The organism is Burkholderia sp. Ax-1724 (assembly GCF_011752995.1).
Lineage (GTDB): Bacteria > Pseudomonadota > Gammaproteobacteria > Burkholderiales > Burkholderiaceae > Paraburkholderia.
Window position 1 is genome coordinate 168,695 of sequence record NZ_VWWL01000004.1, and the last position, 19,679, is coordinate 188,373.

At 65.8% G+C, this 19,679-nt stretch carries 17 protein-coding genes; 12 read left to right on the top strand and 5 right to left on the bottom strand.

The window, feature by feature from the left end:
* Positions 1–173: 173 nt before the first annotated feature.
* The 4 genes from F3J19_RS06600 (at position 174) to F3J19_RS06615 (ending at position 3,769) form a co-directional block, all read left to right on the top strand.
* Positions 174–1,214, top strand: coding sequence for an aldo/keto reductase (locus F3J19_RS06600; RefSeq protein WP_167039004.1), 1,041 nt, complete (start codon positions 174–176; stop codon positions 1,212–1,214).
* Between the two features lie 7 nt (positions 1,215–1,221).
* Positions 1,222–2,052, top strand: a complete 831-nt coding sequence (locus F3J19_RS06605) for an amidohydrolase family protein (RefSeq protein ID WP_167039006.1) — start codon at positions 1,222–1,224, stop codon at positions 2,050–2,052.
* 76 nt (positions 2,053–2,128) lie between these two features.
* The gene (locus F3J19_RS06610) at positions 2,129–2,872 is read left to right on the top strand and encodes an SDR family oxidoreductase (protein WP_167039008.1); all 744 of its coding nucleotides are present in this window, start codon (positions 2,129–2,131) and stop codon (positions 2,870–2,872) included.
* A 48-nt stretch (positions 2,873–2,920) separates the two neighbouring features.
* On the top strand, positions 2,921–3,769 hold the full coding sequence (locus tag F3J19_RS06615; protein ID WP_167039010.1) for an ureidoglycolate lyase: 849 nt from the start codon (positions 2,921–2,923) through the stop codon (positions 3,767–3,769).
* A gap of 150 nt (positions 3,770–3,919) precedes the next feature.
* Here the strand turns inward: F3J19_RS06615 and F3J19_RS06620 are convergent, their stop codons facing one another.
* Positions 3,920–4,354 carry a PaaI family thioesterase gene (locus tag F3J19_RS06620; RefSeq protein ID WP_167039012.1) on the bottom strand — a complete coding sequence of 145 codons (435 nt, stop codon included), beginning with the start codon at positions 4,352–4,354 and terminating at the stop codon, positions 3,920–3,922.
* A 268-nt stretch (positions 4,355–4,622) separates the two neighbouring features.
* Here F3J19_RS06620 and F3J19_RS06625 point away from each other — a divergent pair, with 268 nt between their 5' ends.
* Positions 4,623–6,245: a methyl-accepting chemotaxis protein gene (locus tag F3J19_RS06625; RefSeq protein ID WP_167039014.1), complete on the top strand. Its 1,623-nt coding sequence runs from the start codon at positions 4,623–4,625 to the stop codon at positions 6,243–6,245.
* Positions 6,246–6,403: 158 nt separating this feature from the next.
* Here the strand turns inward: F3J19_RS06625 and F3J19_RS06630 are convergent, their stop codons facing one another.
* Entirely contained in the window at positions 6,404–6,607 is a 204-nt protein-coding gene (locus F3J19_RS06630) for a cold-shock protein (protein WP_167039016.1), read from the bottom strand.
* 314 nt (positions 6,608–6,921) lie between these two features.
* Entirely contained in the window at positions 6,922–8,061 is a 1,140-nt protein-coding gene (locus tag F3J19_RS06635) for an AGE family epimerase/isomerase (RefSeq protein ID WP_167039018.1), read from the bottom strand.
* A gap of 290 nt (positions 8,062–8,351) precedes the next feature.
* Between F3J19_RS06635 and F3J19_RS06640 the strand changes: the two genes are divergently transcribed.
* The 6 genes from F3J19_RS06640 to F3J19_RS06665 all read left to right on the top strand — a co-directional run bounded on the left by F3J19_RS06640 (position 8,352) and on the right by F3J19_RS06665 (position 13,734).
* Positions 8,352–9,038 carry an MgtC/SapB family protein gene (locus F3J19_RS06640; protein ID WP_167039020.1) on the top strand — a complete coding sequence of 229 codons (687 nt, stop codon included), beginning with the start codon at positions 8,352–8,354 and terminating at the stop codon, positions 9,036–9,038.
* A 206-nt stretch (positions 9,039–9,244) separates the two neighbouring features.
* Positions 9,245–10,684, top strand: coding sequence for a hypothetical protein (locus tag F3J19_RS06645; protein WP_167039023.1), 1,440 nt, complete (start codon positions 9,245–9,247; stop codon positions 10,682–10,684).
* Between the two features lie 383 nt (positions 10,685–11,067).
* Complete coding sequence (locus F3J19_RS06650; protein WP_167039025.1) at positions 11,068–11,226, top strand: hypothetical protein; 159 nt, start codon at positions 11,068–11,070, stop codon at positions 11,224–11,226.
* Positions 11,227–11,675: 449 nt separating this feature from the next.
* Positions 11,676–11,981: a hypothetical protein gene (locus F3J19_RS06655; protein WP_167039027.1), complete on the top strand. Its 306-nt coding sequence runs from the start codon at positions 11,676–11,678 to the stop codon at positions 11,979–11,981.
* A gap of 200 nt (positions 11,982–12,181) precedes the next feature.
* Entirely contained in the window at positions 12,182–13,057 is an 876-nt protein-coding gene (locus F3J19_RS06660) for a 3-hydroxyacyl-CoA dehydrogenase family protein (RefSeq protein WP_240158785.1), read from the top strand.
* 65 nt (positions 13,058–13,122) lie between these two features.
* Positions 13,123–13,734, top strand: coding sequence for a flavin reductase family protein (locus tag F3J19_RS06665; protein ID WP_167039031.1), 612 nt, complete (start codon positions 13,123–13,125; stop codon positions 13,732–13,734).
* Between the two features lie 168 nt (positions 13,735–13,902).
* Here F3J19_RS06665 and F3J19_RS06670 read toward each other — a convergent pair whose 3' ends face one another.
* Together F3J19_RS06670 and F3J19_RS06675 are read right to left on the bottom strand one after the other, a co-directional pair.
* On the bottom strand, positions 13,903–16,680 hold the full coding sequence (locus tag F3J19_RS06670) for a heavy metal translocating P-type ATPase (RefSeq protein WP_167039033.1): 2,778 nt from the start codon (positions 16,678–16,680) through the stop codon (positions 13,903–13,905).
* A 187-nt stretch (positions 16,681–16,867) separates the two neighbouring features.
* Positions 16,868–17,572, bottom strand: coding sequence for an FMN-binding negative transcriptional regulator (locus tag F3J19_RS06675; protein WP_167039035.1), 705 nt, complete (start codon positions 17,570–17,572; stop codon positions 16,868–16,870).
* 328 nt (positions 17,573–17,900) lie between these two features.
* On the opposite strand from F3J19_RS06675, the gene F3J19_RS06680 reads away from it, so the two are divergent.
* A complete protein-coding gene (locus F3J19_RS06680; protein WP_167039037.1) occupies positions 17,901–19,322 on the top strand; it encodes a DUF1254 domain-containing protein in 1,422 nt (473 codons plus the stop codon).
* Positions 19,323–19,679: the final 357 nt, after the last annotated feature.

Sequence of the window (19,679 nt, forward strand, 5' to 3'; positions counted from 1 at the left end):
ATCAATCCCGTAACGCAGTGGGCAAATCCCGTTCGCGCATGGTAAAACACCAGACACCCAAGCATGGAATCGGAGAAAGAGCTTCGCACGGGACCCGAGTAGGCGCTCAAGCACCCACTTCGGATCGCTAGCCCAAGAAAGCCCTCACTCCGGTCAACAAGGAGACGCGCTCAATGACCGCAGCGATCGGTTCGAAGATCGGGCAGCGGCGCCGTATCGGCCGCGGCTCGCTGCAAGTGAGCGGATTGGGTCTCGGCACGGCGCCGCTCGGCGGCCTGTACCACGATCTGTCCGACGAGGAGGCTCATGCGACCATCGCCGCCGCATGGGACGCTGGCGTGCGTTACTTCGACACCGCGCCGCACTACGGCAACACGAAGGCCGAGCATCGGCTCGGCACCGCGTTGCGCCGTTATCCGCGTGGCGAGTACGTGCTTTCCACCAAGGTGGGGCGGCGCTTCGTGCCGCGCACCACGCCGTTCGACGACCGCGAGGGCTGGCAGAATCCGCTGCCTTTCGAAGCGATCTACGACTACACGCACGACGGCATTCTGCGGTCGTTCGAGGATAGCCAGCAGCGCCTCGGCATCGTCGACATCGACATCCTGCTCGTGCACGACATCGGCCGGCTCACGCACGGCGCTCAGCACCCGCACTATTGGCGGCAATTGACCGAAGGCGGCGGCTTTCGCGCGCTCGACCGGCTGCGCTCGACGGGCGCGATCAAGGCGGTCGGCCTCGGCGTCAACGAAGGCGCCGTCATACTCGACACGCTGGCCGAGTTCGATATCGATTGCGCGTTGCTGGCCGGCCGTTATACGCTGCTCGAACAGACCACCCTCGACGATCTGCTGCCCGCGTGCGAAGCGCGCGGCGTCGGCATCCTGCTAGGCGGCGCGTTCAATTCGGGCATTTTGGCGCGCGGCGTCGCGGGCGATCTGAAGTTCAATTACGGCAACGCGCCGCCCGACGTGATCGAGCGCGTCGCGCGTCTGGAGGCGGTCTGCCGCGCGCATCAGGTGCCGCTCGCCGCCGCCGCGTTGCAGTTTCCGTATGCGCATCCGGCGGTCGCCACCGTGCTGACCGGCGCGCGCAGTGCCGACGAATTGCGCGAGAACGTCGCGTCGTTCGAGCAGCCGATCCCCGCGGCCTTGTGGTCCGCGTTGCGCGATGAGGGTCTGCTCGACGCGCGCGCCCCCGCCCCCAAGGATTGACTGGATCATGCCGATCGACGCTCACCAGCATTACTGGGACCCTGCGCGTGGCGACTACGAGTGGCTCACGCCGGAGCTGAAAATTCTCTACCGGCCGTTCGGCCCCGCGGATCTGCGGCCGCTGCGCGAGCAGGCGGGCGTCGAGCGGACCGTGGTCGTGCAGGCGGCGCCCACGCTCGACGAAACGCGCTATCTGCTCGACCTTGCGCGGCACGAGCCGTCGATCGCCGGCGTGGTCGGCTGGGTGCCGCTGCTGCTGCCGAACGCGCCCGACCTGATCGGGGCGCTCGCGCGCGAGCCGAAGTTCAAGGGCGTGCGGCCGATGTTGCAGGACCATCCCGACGACAGCTGGATCGCGAACCCCGATCTCGCGCCTGCCGTCGACGCGCTGATCGCGCACGATCTCGCCTTCGATGCGCTGATCTACACGCGCCATGTCCAGTACGTCGAAACCTTCGCGCAGCGTTTTCCGGCGCTGCGCATCGTCGTCGATCATGGCGCGAAGCCGCCGATCCGTTACGGCCAGGCGGGCTATCAGGCGTGGCGCGATGCGATCACGCGTCTCGCCGCGCTGCCTCAGGTGCACTGCAAGCTCTCGGGGCTCGCGACCGAGGCGTCGCCGGGCTGGACCGAGGACACGCTGCGGCCCTACGTCGAGCATCTGCTGGATGCGTTCGGCCCCGCGCGTCTGATGTGGGGCAGCGACTGGCCGGTGCTCGAACTGAACGGCGACTATCTGCTCTGGCATTCGGTGGCGGCCACGCTGCTGGCGTCGTTGAGCGATGCCGAGCGCAACGCCGTATTCGGCGAGAACGCCGCCGCGTTTTACCGGCTCTGAGCGCCGGCAACCCCAGACCATTCAGACCATTCAGGAAACTCAGCAACGTTAGCAGCCCACCCAACTGGAGTCGTAGATGACACAAAGACTGGCCGGCAAAACGGCCCTGATCACCGCGGCGGGACAAGGCATCGGTCTCGCCACCGCCGAACTGTTCGCGCGCGAAGGCGCGCGCGTGATCGCCACCGACATCCGCATCGACGGACTCGCGGGCAAACCGGTCGAGGCGCGCAAGCTCGACGTGCTCGACGGCGCGGCGATCAAGGCGCTCGCCGCCGAGGTCGGCACGGTCGACGTGCTGTTCAACTGCGCGGGCTTCGTGCATGCGGGCAACATCCTCGAATGCAGCGAGGAAGACTGGGACTTCGCGTTCGACCTCAACGCGAAGGCGATGTACCGGATGATCCGCGCGTTCCTGCCGGGCATGCTGGAGAAGGGCGCCGGCTCGATCATCAACATGTCGTCGGCGGCGTCGAGCGTGAAGGGCGTGCCGAACCGCTTCGCGTACGGCGCGTCGAAGGCCGCGGTGATCGGGCTCACGAAGGCCGTCGCCGCGGACTTCGTCACGCGTGGTGTACGCTGTAACGCGATTTGCCCGGGCACGGTGTCCTCGCCGTCGCTCGAACAGCGAATCGCCGCGCAGGCTCAGGCGCAGGGCGCGACGCTCGACGCGGTGCAGGCCGCTTTCGTCGCGCGCCAGCCGATGGGCCGCATCGGCAAGCCGGAAGAAATCGCCGCGCTGGCGCTGTATCTCGCGTCCGACGAGTCGTCCTTCACGACGGGCCAGGCCCATGTGATCGACGGCGGCTGGTCGAACTGATTCTGCCTGATTGACGCAACACTACTGAACGTAAAGGGAAGTGCAACGATGAAACTGCTTCGTTATGGGCCGAAAGGCCAGGAAAAGCCGGGCCTGCTCGATGCGCAAGGCAAGATTCGCGACCTGTCGAAGGTGGTCGCCGATATCGACGGCACAGCGCTCAGCGACGCAAGCCTCGCGACACTGCGCGCGCTCGATCCGGCCACGTTGCCGGTCGTCGAAGGCAATCCGCGCATGGGTCCGTGCGTCGGCAAGATCGGCAAATTCATCTGCATCGGGCTCAATTACGCGGATCACGCGGCGGAATCGAATCTGCCGGTGCCGACCGAGCCGGTCATCTTCAACAAGTGGACGAGCGCGATCAGCGGCCCGAACGACGACATCGAAATTCCGCGCGGCTCGAAGAAGACCGACTGGGAAGTCGAACTCGGCGTCGTGATCGGCAAGGCGGCGAAGTATGTCGACGAAGCGAACGCGCTCGACTACGTGGCCGGCTATTGCATCATCAACGACGTGTCGGAACGCGAATGGCAGATCGAGCGCGGCGGCACGTGGGACAAGGGCAAGGGCTTCGACACGTTCGGCCCGATCGGCCCGTGGATCGTCACGCGCGATGAAGTCGCCGATCCGCAGAACCTGAGCATGTGGCTCGAAGTGGACGGCCATCGCTACCAGAACGGCAGCACGAAGACGATGGTGTTCGGCGTCGCGCAACTGGTGTCGTACGTGTCGCAGTGCATGAGCCTGCAACCGGGCGATGTGATCTCGACCGGCACGCCGCCGGGCGTCGGCATGGGCGTGAAGCCGAACCCGGTGTTCCTGAAGCCGGGGCAGACGGTGAGCCTCGGTATCGAGGGTCTCGGCGAGCAGACGCAGAAGACTTACGCGGCGGAATAAGCCGCACGACGCTCGAAGGCCGGGCGCGCGTCGGTTTCGGCGCGCGGATGCCGCGGCCAGCAAAAAAGCCGTTCCCTTTTACGGGAACGGCTTTTTTTCGTATGCATCTCCACTTCAGCCGGCGCTTTGCGCCACGCGCGGTACGGCTGGCTACCCCGCCGGCACGTCGTCCCCATTCTGGCCGATCCGATTCACCGTTCCCTGTGCGACCGCGACGAGCTTTTCGCGATTCCCGTCCATCACGAACACGCTGCACTGGCAGGTCGCCTGATGCCGGCCCGCATAAATCACGCTCGCGCGCGCGATCAGTATGCCGTTCACCGCCGGGCGCAGATAGTTGATCTTGTATTCGCCGGTCACGACTTTCGGGCCGAGCGACAGCGCGCCCGCGAAGGTCAGCGCGTTATCGGCGAGATAGCTGATGACGCCGCCGTGCACGAAGCCATGCTGCTGCCTCAGCTCATCGCGAATCGGCAGACTCAGCGTGAGTTCGTTGCCGTCGGCGTGCATCAATTCCGCGCCGAGCAGCATGCTGAACGGCTGGGCGTGCAGTGCGCCGCGCGCCCGGTCGAGAAGGTCGGTCATCGTCGTTCCTTGGGGAAGGCCCGTGCGGGCATCCGCGGCGGCGTACTCCGCGCGGTCCCTACCCACTCTAGGAAGCGTGGCTGCACCGCGTCAAGGCGATTTCGCAAAATACATGCTGCATTGTTGCGCAAAACGACTCTAATTTCGACGATCGCCGATGAACCGTGGACATAGCGCGCTGTTTGCTGAACTTGGCCTCAAGTTGCGCGTCAGCTTGCCGTAAACCCTGGTGTATTCCTCGTCACCCTTTGCCCTTCAGGTGTCCACGATGTTCAGCAAGATCAAGGTCGCATCCGGCCTCTTAAGTGTTCTGGTCGCGTTCTGCGTATTCCAGCTCGTCACGGTGGGTCTCGGCTTCTGGTCGTTGACGCGTTCGCACGACGACGTCGGCGAGCTTTCGAACATCGCGCTGAAACAGGTGAATGCGGTCAACCAGACGACGCAGCGTCTGATGGACGTGCGCATCAACCTGTCGCGCGCCGGCACGCGCATGGCGCGCGGCGGCACCGAGCCGACCGACATCGTGCAGCATGCGCGCGAGCAGCTTACCGCCGCCGAGCAGTCGTTCGCGGCGTTCACGGGCGCGCAGAAAACCAGCGGCGAAAACACCGCGCGCGCCGCCGCACTCGCCGAACGCTACAAGAAGCTGCACGACGCGCTCGCCGAATTGGCGCAGGACCTCGATTCGAACAACCTGCAGGCCTTCCTCGATCAGCCGACGCAGTCGTTCCAGGACACCTACCTGACGGAAGTGCGCAACTTCGTGCAATTCGGCGACGCCGCGAGCCGCGCGTCGCTCGATTCGATCGATGCGCGCATGGCGGCGTTTCGCATCGTCAGCGTCGTGATCCTGCTCGTGCTCGTGAGCGGCACGCTGGCGGTCTACGCGGCGCTGCGCCGCGGTGTCGTCGCGCCGCTCGAAGAGGCGGGCCGCCACTTCGAGCGCATCGCGCAAGGGCGTCTCGACCAGCCGATCGCCGCGCGCGGCACCAACGAGATCGGCCGCCTGTTCTCGGGCCTCGCGGCGATGCAGGCGAGCGTCGCGCGCACCGTGCAGAGCGTGCGCGAATCGGCCGACTCGATCCATATCGGCGCCGACGAAATCGCCACCGGCAACGCCGATCTGTCGGCGCGCACCGAAAACCAGGCCGCTTCGCTCGAGGAAACCGCGTCGAGCATGGAAGAACTGACCGCGACCGTGCACCAGAACGCGGATCACGCGCGCGAAGCGAACGCGCTTGCCGAGACCGCGCTCGACGCGACCTCGCGCGGCAGCGAGGTGGTCAACCAGGTGGTCGACAAGATGCGCGGCATCGCGCAAAGCTCGGACCGGATCGCCGAAATCATCTCGGTGATCGACGGCATCGCCTTCCAGACCAACATCCTCGCGCTGAACGCGGCGGTGGAAGCCGCGCGCGCGGGCGAGCAGGGCCGCGGCTTCGCGGTCGTGGCCGGCGAGGTGCGCGGACTCGCGCAGCGCAGCGCGCAGTCGGCGAAGGAAATCAAGACGCTGATCAGCGAGTCGGTTGCCGAGATTCAGGGCGGCTCGGCGCTCGTCGAGCGCGCCGGCGAGGCGATGAGCCACGTGTCGGCGTCGATCTCGCGCGTCACGCAGATGATGGCGGAGATCAGCGCGTCGTCGCTCGAACAGAGCACCGGCATCGAGCAGGTGAACCAGGCGGTCGTGCAGATGGACGAAATGACCCAGCAGAACGCGGCGCTCGTCGAAGAGGCCGCGGCGGCGGCGGCTTCGCTGCATCAGCAGACGCAGCAGTTGAAGCAGGCCGTCTCGGTGTTCGAAATTTCGGAAACTGTGTTGCGCACGCAACAGCCGGGCGCGATGCCGGCCGCGAATGCGGAATTCGGATTAAGCGCAATGCATGCGATTTAATGCGGTAGCGCTTTGAAAAGCAGGTATTGAAAAGCGCATCGAAAAAGCATCAAAAAGAAAATGGCCCGCGAAAGCGAGCCATTTTGCATTAGATGCGGCAGGCGCCGGAAAAGGCACCTATGCGCGCTATCCAGGTCGTCCTGACAGTACGGAAGTACTTAGGCCGACTGGATGTTCGCAGCTTGCTTGCCCTTCGGGCCTTGCTTGACTTCGAACGTCACTTTCTGGTTTTCCTGCAGGGACTTGAAGCCCGATGACTGGATTTCCGAGAAGTGTGCAAACAGGTCTTCGCCGCCGTCGTCCGGGGTGATGAAGCCAAAGCCCTTTGCATCGTTAAACCACTTAACAGTACCTGTTGCCATTTTTGATCCAATAAATGTTGTGTGTTGCATTCGCGTTCGTTATCCCTCGACGTGAGGCAAAGCGCGAGGGGAGAGTTGTATCACGTCTTTATGACGGACGCCAATCAACCCGTATCCGGGTATTCCCCGGTTCTGATATTTTTTGACGCCCGAAAAGCCTTCGAAAGGCATTGTTTTGTCGTCAGGGTAAACCAGCGAGACCGGCTTGCGGCCACTTCCTGTGAAGAGCGGCAGCGCGTTTTTTCAGCCAAAGACGTTTGTCTCCGGATGATTGGTTCGGCCGGCTATCTTCGTCTATTGTCTTTCAATTTCGCCTAAGACAGCGTTGCCGATTCCGCGGCGGCGGGCAGTGCCGCGTACGCCGTGGCGAGGTGATACGGCGTGGTCGACGGCATGTCCGCGCGCGCCACTTCGCCTGAGGATGTTTTGCATTCGAACCAGCCGCGCGAATGCAAAAACCGTTGCGCGAAGAGCGCAATCTGTTGCGGTAACGCGGCGCGCACGGCCGGGTCGTCGTGACAGGCGAGCGCGCGCAGATATTCCGTTTGCGCCCAGATCCGCTCGGTCGCGTCCTTGATATGGCCGGCTTCGTCGAGCGCGGCGCATACGCCGCCGCTGTGCGGGTCCACGCCGTGCTGCCGCGCAAAGGTAAAGGCGCGCGCGAGCGCTTCGGCGAGGCCCGTCCCGTCGACGAGGCTGCCCGCCTGCCTGACCAGCCAGAACCATTCGAACTGATGCCCCGGCTCGAGGCGGTTGTCGCTTGCGCCGATCGGCAATTCGGCGATGCAGCCGCTCGGCGCATGCACGAAATGCCGCGCGACCGCGCCGGCCAGGCGGCGCAACGCGGCGCCGAAGGCGTTGTCGTGGGTAGCCTCGCAGGCGGCGAGCCACGCTTCGGTCAGGTGCATCAGCGGATTTTGCAGCGGCGTGCCGGTGACTTTCGAGAAGTCGACACTGAGCGCGGCGTTGAACAGACCGTCGTCGGCCGCGAAGTTCGACTGGATCAGCGCGGTCGTGCCGTGTACGAGCGCGAGCGCGTCGCGATTGCCGGAGCGCCGGCCGTATTCGGCGCACGCGAAGATGACGAACGCGTGCGTGTAGAGGTCCTTGGTGGTGTCGAGCGGCACACCGAGCGCATCGACGCTGTAGAACCATCCGCCGTGGTCGGTGTCCTGAAAGGTGTGCTTCAGCGAATCGAACAGCACGCGCGCATGCTCCATGTCGCCCGCCTGCGCAAACGTGAACAACTGTCGCGCGCAGGCCATTGCCCGATAGCGCTGCGCGGGCAGCGGCCGATGATCGCCGGCGTCGAGCGCTTCGTACGGCAGCTTCAGGGTGGTGTTGAAGCCGGAGCCGCGCCACATCGGCAGCACCACGTTCGCGAAGTGCCCGCGCAGCGCGGTCGCTGTCGTGGCGGTGGTGGTCGTGGCGAAGGGCGGGGTCGGGCTCGGCATAGGCGGATGGGGCGGGTGCGGCGTTTCGGCGTGGCGTTGAGGGCGGCGATGCAAGGCAGTGATTCAGGACAGCGATTCAAGGCAGCGGCTCGGGCGCGCCAATGTGCGGCTTAGCATAAAGCAAACGTCTCGCGCTGGCACGGACGTCGGCATGAGTCTGTGACATGCACGACGCATGCGCGATGCGGAGTTCGCGTGCGAGGTGGACCGCGAAAGGGGCATGAAGCCGCGCGATGAAGCATGAGCGAAGCGAGCGGCCCCGCGCTCATTTCAGATAAGGAGGAACAACCATGCTTGGCAATCTCGAACTGGTCTCCCGTCTCGTGTTGGCCGCGGCGCTCGGCAGCGTGATCGGCTTCGAGCGCGAGCGGCTTTCGTGGGCAGCGGGACTGCGCACGCATATGCTGGTCTGCGTCGGCTCGGCGCTCATCATGATCGTGTCCGCGTATGGCTTCGCCGAAGTGCTGCAGGGTGAACACGTCGTGCTCGATCCGTCGCGGATGGCCGCCCAGGTCGTGTCGGGCATCGGCTTTCTCGGCGCGGGCTCGATTCTGCTGCGCGGCGAGATCGTGCGCGGGCTGACCACCGCGGCGAGCCTGTGGTCGGTCGCGGCGATCGGGCTTGCGGTCGGCGGCGGGCTGTACACGGCGTCGATTGCCGCGGCGATCATCATTCTGATCATCCTCGCCGGTATCAAGCCGCTCGAGCGGCGCTTCATCACGGCCAAGCAGCGCCGCCAACTGACGATGATCGTCGAGCGCGGCGCGCTCACGTTTCACTCGCTGCACGACGAACTCGGCGCCGCCAGCCCGCGCGTCAAGCAGTTCGTGATGCAGCAGAGCGATGACGCGCCCGAGTGCGACGAGGTGATGATTACGCTGCACCGCGTGTCGAATGTGGAATACGACTCGATCTGCGCACGCTTGCGGCAACTGCACGGTGTGAGGCAGTTTCGCCAGGATGACGCGACGTCGTGACGCGGTGTTGTAATACGGCGTTGTGATTCGGCGTGATTTTCCGTGAGGCGTCGTGAGATGGGGGATGGGCGGAAGCGGCGCAAATCGTCGGCGAATGGCTTCGGCACGGGCGGAGCGCCGTGCGACAATGCGGGGTCTAAAAATTCCAATGGCAATGACGAGCGGTATCCGGCGCCCCGTTCCCGGCGACGACCGCTTTTTTCTCTATGGCAGATTCAGTAGCATCCCCGCAGTCCAAGCCCAGGCGCGCTGCTTCGAAGAAGCAGCGGCAGGGCGCCGTCTCCACCGAAACCGAAAACAAGCTGGCGCGCGCGGCGCGCTCGGCACAACGCCTCGCGCAACTGAGCGGCGCGGCGCGAGACGACAGCACGCTCGACCTGTTCCCCGACGATCCGACCCGCGCGCGGCTCGAAGCGATGAATATCGACATTCGCCAGGGCACGCTGCATGGTTTCGAGCTGCCCGACGTGGTGTTGCAGGCCGTCGGTGCGCTCGACGACAACGCATCGCCCGACAAGGCGGCGCGCCGCGCGCCGCGTGCGGCGAAGGCCGATGTGGCGGAGCCGGTCAATGCGCAGTTGAGCGGGTTCGATATCGAGCCGCAGCCGGGAGTGGCGGTTGTGCCGGCGGGTGAGGTAGCGGGCGGTGGGGTGGATGCGGTGGGGGCTGCGGAGGAGTCGAAGGCCTCGGGTGCTTCAGGCGAAGCGGCGCCGGAAGCCGATGCGACTGCCGGCAACTCAGCCGCCGCAGCCGCGCGCGAACAGTCCGCGCCGCTTGCCTCGACGATGGCGGCTACCGTCGCGCGCAGCGTGACCGCGCTGCGTCAGGCGACGGAAGCAGGAGCCGCGGCGGGTTCGGGCACCGCGCCGGCCGTGGGCGGCGGCAAGCCGTCGCAGCGTTTTGCCGCGACGTCCACGAAGGCCGCGGTGGCTTCGCGCGAGGCACCTGACAGTCACGCGGGCGCGAACACCACAAGTCAATCCGCTGTGGACGTTTCGGCTCAAGCGCGTGACGCATTCGTTGCTGCGGTCGATTCCACCGTTTTCACGGATCAGCGCGATGTGCAGCCGAACAAGCCTTCGGCTGCCGCGTCTACTGTCGCACCCGCACCCGCACCCGCACCCGCACCCGCACCCGCACCCGCACCCGCACCCGCGTCGCTCGACACTCCCGCCGCCTTCGCCACACCGTGGCGCGACGCACATCGCGCCGAGCCGGAACTCGATCGCGCGCGGGCGACCGCCTTTGCCGATACCGTCGATGCGCTTTACGGCGTGATCGCCGATCAGCGCCGCGCCGCGACCGATCATTCGCGCCGTATGAAATGGATGCTGTCGATCGTGGTCGGCGCGCTGCTCGTGACGGTTGCGATCGGCGTTGCGCAAACGCTGCTGCTGATGCGCCTGACGCGCGAAACCACGGCGCAGCAGCAGCGCATCGAGCAGATGATGCAGAACCAGCAGGCGGCGATGGTCAGCCTGCTCGACGCGCATACGGCGGTGGCCGCGGCCACCGCCCCGTCAGCGCCAGCGGCCACGGCACCGGCTGCACCCCAGCAGGTCGCCGCGACGCAGACGGCTCATGGCCGGCACAGCGTCCGCCCGCCGCACGGCCACCGGGCGAAGGCACCCGCCCCGACGCACTGATGATTCTCGCCGCCGCGCCGTGCAAGGCGGGCGCGCCGGCGCTTCATGATGGCCCCATCGCCCGTGCCCGAGGCGGCTCCGAGGCGAAGTGCTCACCCGAAACTCACACCGCGGCGCCGCTTGTCCAGGCGGCGACTCGTTCCCTTGCCCGCCGCGCGCCCGCAACCTTCCAGCGGTCACCTGTTTAACCGCAAACACGCCCCAAACCGCCCAAACGTTAAATCGGGGACGTTGTCCTGATGCAACGCATCATGACCGAAACAGGCCGTGACATCGCGCCACACCGAAAAAATGCTGCGTTGCACTAGCTTTTTATTGGGGAAAACCCTATAGTTACGCATAAGGGAAAACCCTAGAAACGCAGTCACTAACCGGGAGTCGCCATGAGCTTCATCTTTGCACTGTTCCAAAAGGTCAGCGACCTCTTTGCGTCGCCCCATCTGCCGCTGGATGCGGAGTACTCGTACGAAGCGCGCAGCCGCGAAGCGGACCGTGTGCGCCGCACGCAAGCTACGCTGTTCGGCATCAAGCTGACCGACTAAAAGCTGCCTCACCGTCTCAGGCGCAAACATAACGTGCCGGGGCGCGCACTTCGGGTGCGCATCTCAATGAAGCCACTGTTCGCATCAGCGAATCGTGGCTTTTTGTTTTTGAGCCGCCATGCCGTGCGGGCGACGTTGCGGGCGCTCTCGTCCTTACGAAATATTTCTCCGGCGAAATGAATGTAACGGCCGCTCACACCGATTCGCCGGGCCGCGTTGAGGAATCGGGCTGTAAGCCTTGGTGAACGGGGCTCGAAAGCGAAAATCGCCCTGAGTCATCCGTCCCTATCTAAGAAATGCGCGCTTACAAGTGCTCACGTCTTCATGCGCCGCGGGCCGCTAAAGTGCCTCTCAAGCGTACGGCGTCTGGTTCGAACCCAATCGATCCCGAATGGGCAAGCCGAACAGCACGGACGCTGGCTTGAATAAAACTTTGACGGGAGGTCATCATGAAAACTTTCAGCAAGGCATCGCGCTCGGTTATCGCAACGCTGCTCGCCGGTGGCGCACTGCTCGCAGCCGGCAGCGCATTCGCCCAGGATCACATGTACATCCAGAACGGCCCGGCGCCGGTCGTCTACGGCCAGCCGCACATGGTGCCGGTGGGCGTGTCGATCAACATCGGCTGGCATGGCGACCGCTATTGGGACGGCCATCGCTACTGGGCGCACGACGACTGGATGCGCCATCATCCGCACGACTACGATCCGCATCACCGCGACGATCATCGTCCGCCGCCCCCGCGCCACTATTAATGCAGGCATGACGGCGCCGCCTCTCGCGGCGTGAGTCCACGAAGCCGGCCTTTCCCTCGCGGGAAGGCCGGCTTCGGCGCATCTGGGCGTGCGTTTTGCGCATGCTGCGCTATGCTTCGGAGCTTTCATCGACGGCAGCAGGAGCGCATGTGGACAACGCAACGCAGAACGCAGCGATAGGCGTGGTGGGCACGGGCCTGATGGGTGTCGGCATCGCGACGCAGAGCGCATTGCATGGATACCGGACAATCGTGCACGACGTCGACCCGGCGCGTCTCGCGAGCGTCGCGCCGAAAGCGGAAGCGGTGCTCGACGAATTGATCGATGCGGGCCGCATCGGCCATGCGGACAAACAGGCGGCGCTCGCGCGCATCGAAACGCACGCGCAACTCGATGCGATGGCGTCGGCGCAATTCGTGATCGAGGCGATTCCCGAGGTGCTCGAACTGAAGCATCGCCTTTATGCGACGCTGACCGATCTGCTTGCCGCGGACGCGATTCTCGCGAGCAACACGAGCGGCTTCCCGCCCGATCGGCTCGCCACGCCGCTGCGCGCGAAGGAGCGCTTCGTGATCGCGCATTTCTGGAACCCGCCGCACATGATTCCGCTCGTCGAGGTCGTGCCCGGCAGCGCGACCGCGCCCGAAGTCACGCAGCGGACCGCCGAACTGATGAGCGCGATCGGCATGGAGCCGGTCGTGCTCGCGAAGGCGATTCCGGGTTTCGTCGGCAACCGGCTGCAGTTCGCGGTGCTGCGCGAGGCGCTGAACATCGTCCGGTCGGGGGCGGCGACGCCCGAGGTGGTCGACCGCGTGATGAAGGCCTCGCTCGGACGCCGCTGGGGGATCGTCGGTCCGTTCGAGAGCGCGGACATGGGCGGGCTCGACACTTTCGTCGACATTGCCTCGCATCTGATGCCGCAGCTCGCGAAGGACGAGGACGTGATCGATCTGCTGCGCGCGCAGGTCGACGCTGGGCGGGTCGGCGTGCGCAGCGGCGCGGGCTTTCACGAGTGGGACGAAGCGCGGCTTGCGCGCGTCAGGGAAGGGCGTAAGCGCGTGATCGGCCGCGGCTAGTGCAATATTCACGCTAAGTAAGTTTTTTTCAGGCAACTTGTCACACACCAACCCAACGCTACGTCATGTCTCATTACTTTTACGATCCCGCCGCCGGCCACGGTTTGCCTCACGATCCGATCAAGGCCATCGTCGCGCCACGGCTGATCGGCTGGATTTCGTCGCGCGATAGCGAAGGCACGCTCAACCTCGCGCCATACAGCTTCTTCGGCCTGTTCGCCGCACCGCCGGCGATCATCGGTTTTTGCAGCGAAGGCCGCAAGGACAGCATGGCCAATATCGAAGCCACCGGCGAATTCGTGTGGAATCTCGCCACGCGGCCGCTCGCCGAGCAGATGAACCGTTCGTCGGCGCCGGTTGCGTCGCACGTCGACGAGTTTCAGCTGGCCGGGCTCACGCCCGCGCCGGGCCGCAACGTCGCGGTGCCGCACGTCGGCGAGTCGCCGGCCGCGCTCGAATGCAAGCTGCTGCAGATCATGGAGCTGCACGACCTCGACGGCAAACCGGTGGGGAACTACCTGGCGCTCGGCCAGGTGGTCGGCGTGCATATCGACGAGCAGTATCTGAAGGACGGCCTGTTCGACACGCATGCCGCGCAGCCGATCATGCGTGCCGGTTATCGCGCGGACTACGCCGAGATCGGCGCGATGTTCCAGATGTTCCGGCCGACCGCGTAGGCGGTTCGCTTTGTGCCATGCGTGCGGCGGCAACCGCGCTTTCGTGACGGCGTTGACGCCTGAAACGTTGTTGCCCTGTTCGCCGCCGGCATATTGGGCTGAGCGCGGGCCGAGCGCGGGCCGAGCGGCACACATCCGGCGAACGGCATGCCCGGGCGGGTGCGATGCTCAGCGCACCCGCCCGCTCCGATGGTTCGCCGCTCCGCGCCACGTGCGCAGCAACAGCGCATTGGTGACGACGCTCACACTCGAAAACGCCATCGCCGCGCCCGCGAGCATCGGGTTCAGCAGACCGAGCGCGGCGAGCGGAATGCCGATCAGGTTGTAGACGAACGCCCAGAACAGGTTCTGCTGGATCTTGCGCCAGGTCTTGCGCGAGATGTCGATCGCATCGGCGACGAGCGCCGGGTCGCCGCGCATCAGCGTGACGCCGGCCGCGTGCATCGCGACGTCGGTGCCGGTCGCCATCGCCATGCCGATGTCGGCGGCGGCGAGCGCGGGCGCGTCGTTGATGCCGTCGCCCGCCATCGCCACGATGCCGGCGTCGCGCATCTTCAGGTCGCGGATCACACGGGCCTTGTCGTCGGGCAGGACTTCGGCGTGGAATTCGCCGATGCCGAGCGCCTGCGCGACACTCGCCGCGCTGCCGCGATTGTCGCCGGTGACGAGCACGCTGCGGATGCCCATGCGTTCGAGCCGCTCGACGGCCGCGCGCGCCGACGGTTTGACGGTGTCGCCGAACGCGATCAGCGCGAGCGCTCGCGGCGCTTGCGGCGCGCGTGCCATCAGCCACGAGACCGTGTTGCCGGCGGCTTCGAGCTCGCGGGCGCGCGCGCCGAGCGCGGGCGGCGGCGCGATGCCGAGTTCGTCGAGCCAGCGCGTGCTGCCGAGCGCGAACGTGTGGCCGTCGAGGTCGGCTTCGACGCCGCGGCCCGCGATGGCGCGCGCTGCGGTGGCGTGAAACGCTGCCGTCGTGGCGGGTTTGTCGATCGTGCTGGCGACATGATCGGCGTGCGAGCTTGCCGAAGAACCAGCGGATGAATTCGCGGCCAAATTCGCCGCAGCAGCGTTCGACTCAGCACTTGCCGCAGCGGCCAGCGCATCAGTCGGCTCGGCGCCGGCGCTGCCGATAGCCGCCTGTGCTCTTTCCGCCTCATACGCCGCGACGACCGCCCGCGCCAACGGATGATCGCTATGCCGCTGCACCGCCGCGGCGAGTGCGAGCGCTTCGTTGCGGCGCATGCCGTCGACTGGCTCGAACGCCGTCATCGACGGCTGGCCGAGCGTCAGCGTGCCGGTTTTGTCGAACGCGACGACCGTGACGCGATGCGCGATTTCGAGCGCTTCCGCGTCCTTGATCAGCACGCCGTGACGCGCGGCGACGCCGGTGCCGGCCATGATCGCGGCAGGCGTCGCGAGTCCGAGCGCGCACGGGCAGGCGATCACGAGCACGGCGACCGCGTTGAGCAGCGCGGTTTCGCCGCCCGCCCCGGCGATCAGCCAGCCGATCAGCGTCAACGCGGCGATCGCGAGAATCGCCGGCACGAAGATTTCGCTGACGCGGTCGACGAGCCGCTGGATCGGCGCCTTCTCGGCCTGCGCGCTTTCGACGAGGCGGATGATGCGCGCGAGCGTCGTCTCCGCACCGATCGCAGTGGTCGTCACCACGAGCGCGCCTTCGCCGTTGATCGAGCCGGCCGTGACCGCGTCGCCGGTCTGTTTCGGCACCGGCAGGCTCTCGCCCGTAATCAGCGATTCGTCGATATGCGTGCGGCCTTCGAGCACCGTGCCGTCGACCGGCATGCGTTCGCCGGGCCGCACGATCACGACTGCGCCGACGCGTACCTGCGCGAGCGGCACGTCGCGCTCGTCGCCATTGACGCGGATGCGCGCGCGCTCGGGGCGCAGCGCGTTGAGCGCGCGGATCGCGTCGGTGGTCTGACGCTTCGCGCGCGCCTCGAGCCATTTGCCGAAGCGTACGAGCGTAATCACGACCGCCGACGCCTCGAAGTAGAGATGCATCGTGTCGCCGCGATGCATCGCGAGTTCGTAGACGCTGATGCCGTATGCCGCCGAAGTGCCGAGCGCGACGAGCAGATCCATGTTGCCCGCACGGGCGCGCACGGCGCGATAGGCCGCGCGATAGAAGCGCGCGCCGAACGCGAACTGCACGATCGACGCGAGCACGAATTGCAGCCACGGCGGCAGCATCGCGTGGATGCCGAACCATTCGCCGAACATCGGCGCGACGAGCGGCAGCGTCAGGATGGCCGCGGCGAGTACGGTGGCGAGTTCGCGGCGGGCTTCGGTTTGCTTGTGGGCGGCGGTGTCGTGTGCCGCTGTTTGCGCGCCGGTTGTGAGCGACGCGATGGGCCCGGGAGCGGGAATTGCTGTGGCTACGATCGGTGTCGCTTCGTAGCCGGCTTTTTTCACGGCGGCGATGAGCGCCTCGGTATCGGCCGATGACGCGCCCGCTGAATGAACGGTCGCGGTTTCGGTCGCGAGATTGACCGTCGCCCGCTCGACGCCGGGCACTTTCGCCAGTGCCTTTTCGACACGCATCGCGCATGACGCGCAGGTCATTCCGCCGATCGACAGTTCGGTGACTGGCGGCGTCGCAGTTGCTGTTGCAGCTGCTGCTGTGGTTGCTTCGGCTGGCGTGGTTGCGATATCGGCATCCACATCGAGCGTGACGTCATAGCCGGCTTTGCGCACGGCGGCGGCAAGCTGCTCGGGTTCGATTGCGACAGCGCTTTCCACGCGAGCACGCTCCGTCGCGAGATTGACCGATGCGCGCACGACACCCGGCATTTTCGCCAGTACTTTTTCGACTCGCGCCGAGCACGACGCACACGTCATGCCGCCGACATCGAATTCGACGACGCGCGTGGCGCAAGAAGAGGAAGAGGCGGCAGCGGGGCGCTGCTCGTTGGCAAGTGCGGTCATGGCAGGCAAGGTTCGTGGCGGCATCGGGCCGCATCGTGAATCCAGTATCGACCTTCCCATGCCAGGAAGGTCAAGCACGGATTATGCGGCGGCCGCGCCGCGCATGCCGGCAACGCGACATGGCCTGTAGCACGGCTTGCACGCGGAAGCGCGAAGCATGACGGAAAGTCGTACCGAACGCGTCCGCTCAAAACGGCGGCGGTGCATCCAGCATGGCCTGTCCTACCGCCTTCTGCTGCTCGCCGTCGCGCGCGAGCAGCGTTTGCGCCGCGCCGCGCCGGTCGTCGGCCGCCTTGTTTTGCCCGAGCTTCCATTTGCCGACGAGCCGCGTCACCTCGATCTCGATGCCGACAATCGCGCCGAGCATCTGCGCGATGAAGTCGGCGGGCGCGTCGCCCATTTTCCACGGCACCGGCTCGCCAGCTTCCATCTTGCGCGTGAGCCGCGCGACGAGGCCGCGCACGAATGCTTCATCGTCATGCACCACAATCCTGCCATGTGCATGCACGATCATGTAGTTGTAGGTCGGCACCTGCCTGTGCGTTTCGTGCTTGCTCGGATACCACGTCGGCGAAATGTAGGCGGCCGGTCCCTGGAAGATCACGAGCGCGTCGGGATGGGTGGCCGCTTCCTGCCACACCGGGTTCGCGCGTGCGACATGAGCGCGCAGTATGCAGCGCGATGCATGCTGCGCGCCGGCCGCGTTGCCGCTGTCACTGCGGTGGCCGCTATTGCTGCCGCCGTCGCCGGGAATCAGTTGTGCCTCGAACGGCAGATGATTCGCATCGAGCCCATGCGGGCCGTTCGTGATCAGCGCGCCGAACGGCTGCTCGGCAATCAGGCGATGAAGAACCTCTGGGCGGTTCTCTTCGAAATGGGCGGGCATATACATTGAAGCGCTCCGGATGCGAACGGCGAAGGCGTGTCGGCGAATCGAAATTGAAGGCGAAACCGAATCGAAAACTATGGCGTGTGCAGGCGGCGGGTCGCCAACGTGGCGACCGCAAAAATGCCATTTGTGCCGTTTATATGAACTGTACGCGGCAGCAAGCGCAATTCCCTGCTTTCTGCTTGCCTGGTTAGCAAGGATACGATACAACGCGATGTTGTCGGGGTCGCAATCCGCGGACTGGCTGCGCAGGCCTTCGGGGGACCGCGCATGTTCCTTGCGCTGCGCACCGGCATCTCCCATAGGACTGCACGTTCCGCACTCTGAAAGAATGATAAAAAATCGCCAAGCACTGTTTTCGCCTCAACGGACCTGCGCATCGCTCGCCGGCCTCGCATTTCTGGCCGGCTGCGCGTCGGCCCCATCCGTGACGCATCCGAGTACCGGCTGGATCAAGGATGAAGTCGCCGATTCCTACGTATTCGGTTATCCGCTCGTGCTGATGAGCGCCGCGCGCGACGCGGCGGTCGGCACCGATCCGGGCGAGGCGCCGTTCAACACGTTGCGGCATGCCCAGGCACTGCCGCCGGTCGGCGCGGCCAATCCGCCGCAACCGGGTCTCGATACGCTCGATTCGACCGGCTGGCTCGATGTCGCCGACGAGCCGGTGATCCTCTCGTTGCCCGATTCGCATGGCCGTTACATGGACGCGCGCGTGCTCGACATGTGGACCAATGTCGTGTGGTCCACGGGACCGCAGTTCGTCGCGGGCACGGCCGGCGCGAAAGGCATCCACGCGCAGACGCTCGCATTCGTCACGCCGGGCTGGCAGGGCGAACTGCCGAAGGGCGCGAAGCGCATCGAGGTGCCGACCCGCAATGCATGGGTGAGCGTGCGCATCCAGTCGAACGGCACGCGCGATCTGAAGGCGGTGCGCAAGCTGCAACACGCGATTCGTCTCGCGCCGCTGAGTGTCTATGGCGACGACGAGCGCGTGGCGCCGGTCGCGCTGTCGCGCGGCAACGGCGGCGCTTCGGGTGCCAACGGCACGCCGGCGCAGCAGGTGGCCGCGCTCGACGCGAACGGTTTTTTCAGCCGTCTCGCGGATGCGCTGCCGGACAATCCGCCCACGCCGGCCGATCCGCACGCGCTGAAGTTTCTCGCGGACCTCGGCGTGACGCCGGGTGATCCGGTGCAGTTGCCGAAAGCGTCGGACGCGGTTGCGGCCGGTCTTGCCGATGGCCGCGATCGGGTTGCCGCAGCGCCGTCCAATCTGCTCAGCGCGAACGGCTGGAACTGGTTCGGCGATGGCGTCGGCAACTACGGCCCCGACTATGCGTTGCGCGCATACGCGGCGAGCACGCAGCCGGGCATCGGTACCCGGGACGACGAAGTACGCGCGGTCGTCACGCAGGACAGCGACGGCAACTCGTTGAACGGCGCGAATCGCTACGTGCTGCACTTCGCGGCGAACCAGTTGCCGCCGGTGCGCGGCTTCTGGTCGATCACCGCCTACACGAAGGATGGCGCGTTGAGCGACGGCGCGCCGGCACGGCTTGCGGTGGGCGATCGCAACGGTGCGCGCCGCAATCGCGATGGTTCGCTCGACGTGGTCGTGTCGTCGGCGCGCAGCAGGACCGGCAACTGGCTGCCGGCGCCGCGCGCCGATATGCAGCTCGTGTTGCGTCTCTATGCGCCGAAGCCGCAGGCTACCGACGGCAGCTGGCAGCCACCGCCGGTCGTGCGGCGATGAGGGCTGCGGCAACGACGCATGCAGGACCTCTTCGATAGGCAGCAACGGCAGCCACGGCATTAACGCATTTCAATGCAGCATCGATAAAAATCAGAAAGCGGCCAACCCAAAAAGCCTCGATGAAGCGCGTCATCAACATGACAGCGGCGCGCCGGGAGGCATCGATCGATGTCTCCCGCCGTCTGTCCGCAGCGCACTGCACAACGGACAGACGGCCCCGGACAGTCATCGATCGGCGGCGCGAATCTTCAAACCGTCTCTGACAATACTGTCTTACAACTGATTCACGACTTATACTGCCGCTTGCGGGATTTCTGTTTTTCGCGGCGGGCTTGCCGCCGCATTCATCCAGAGCGA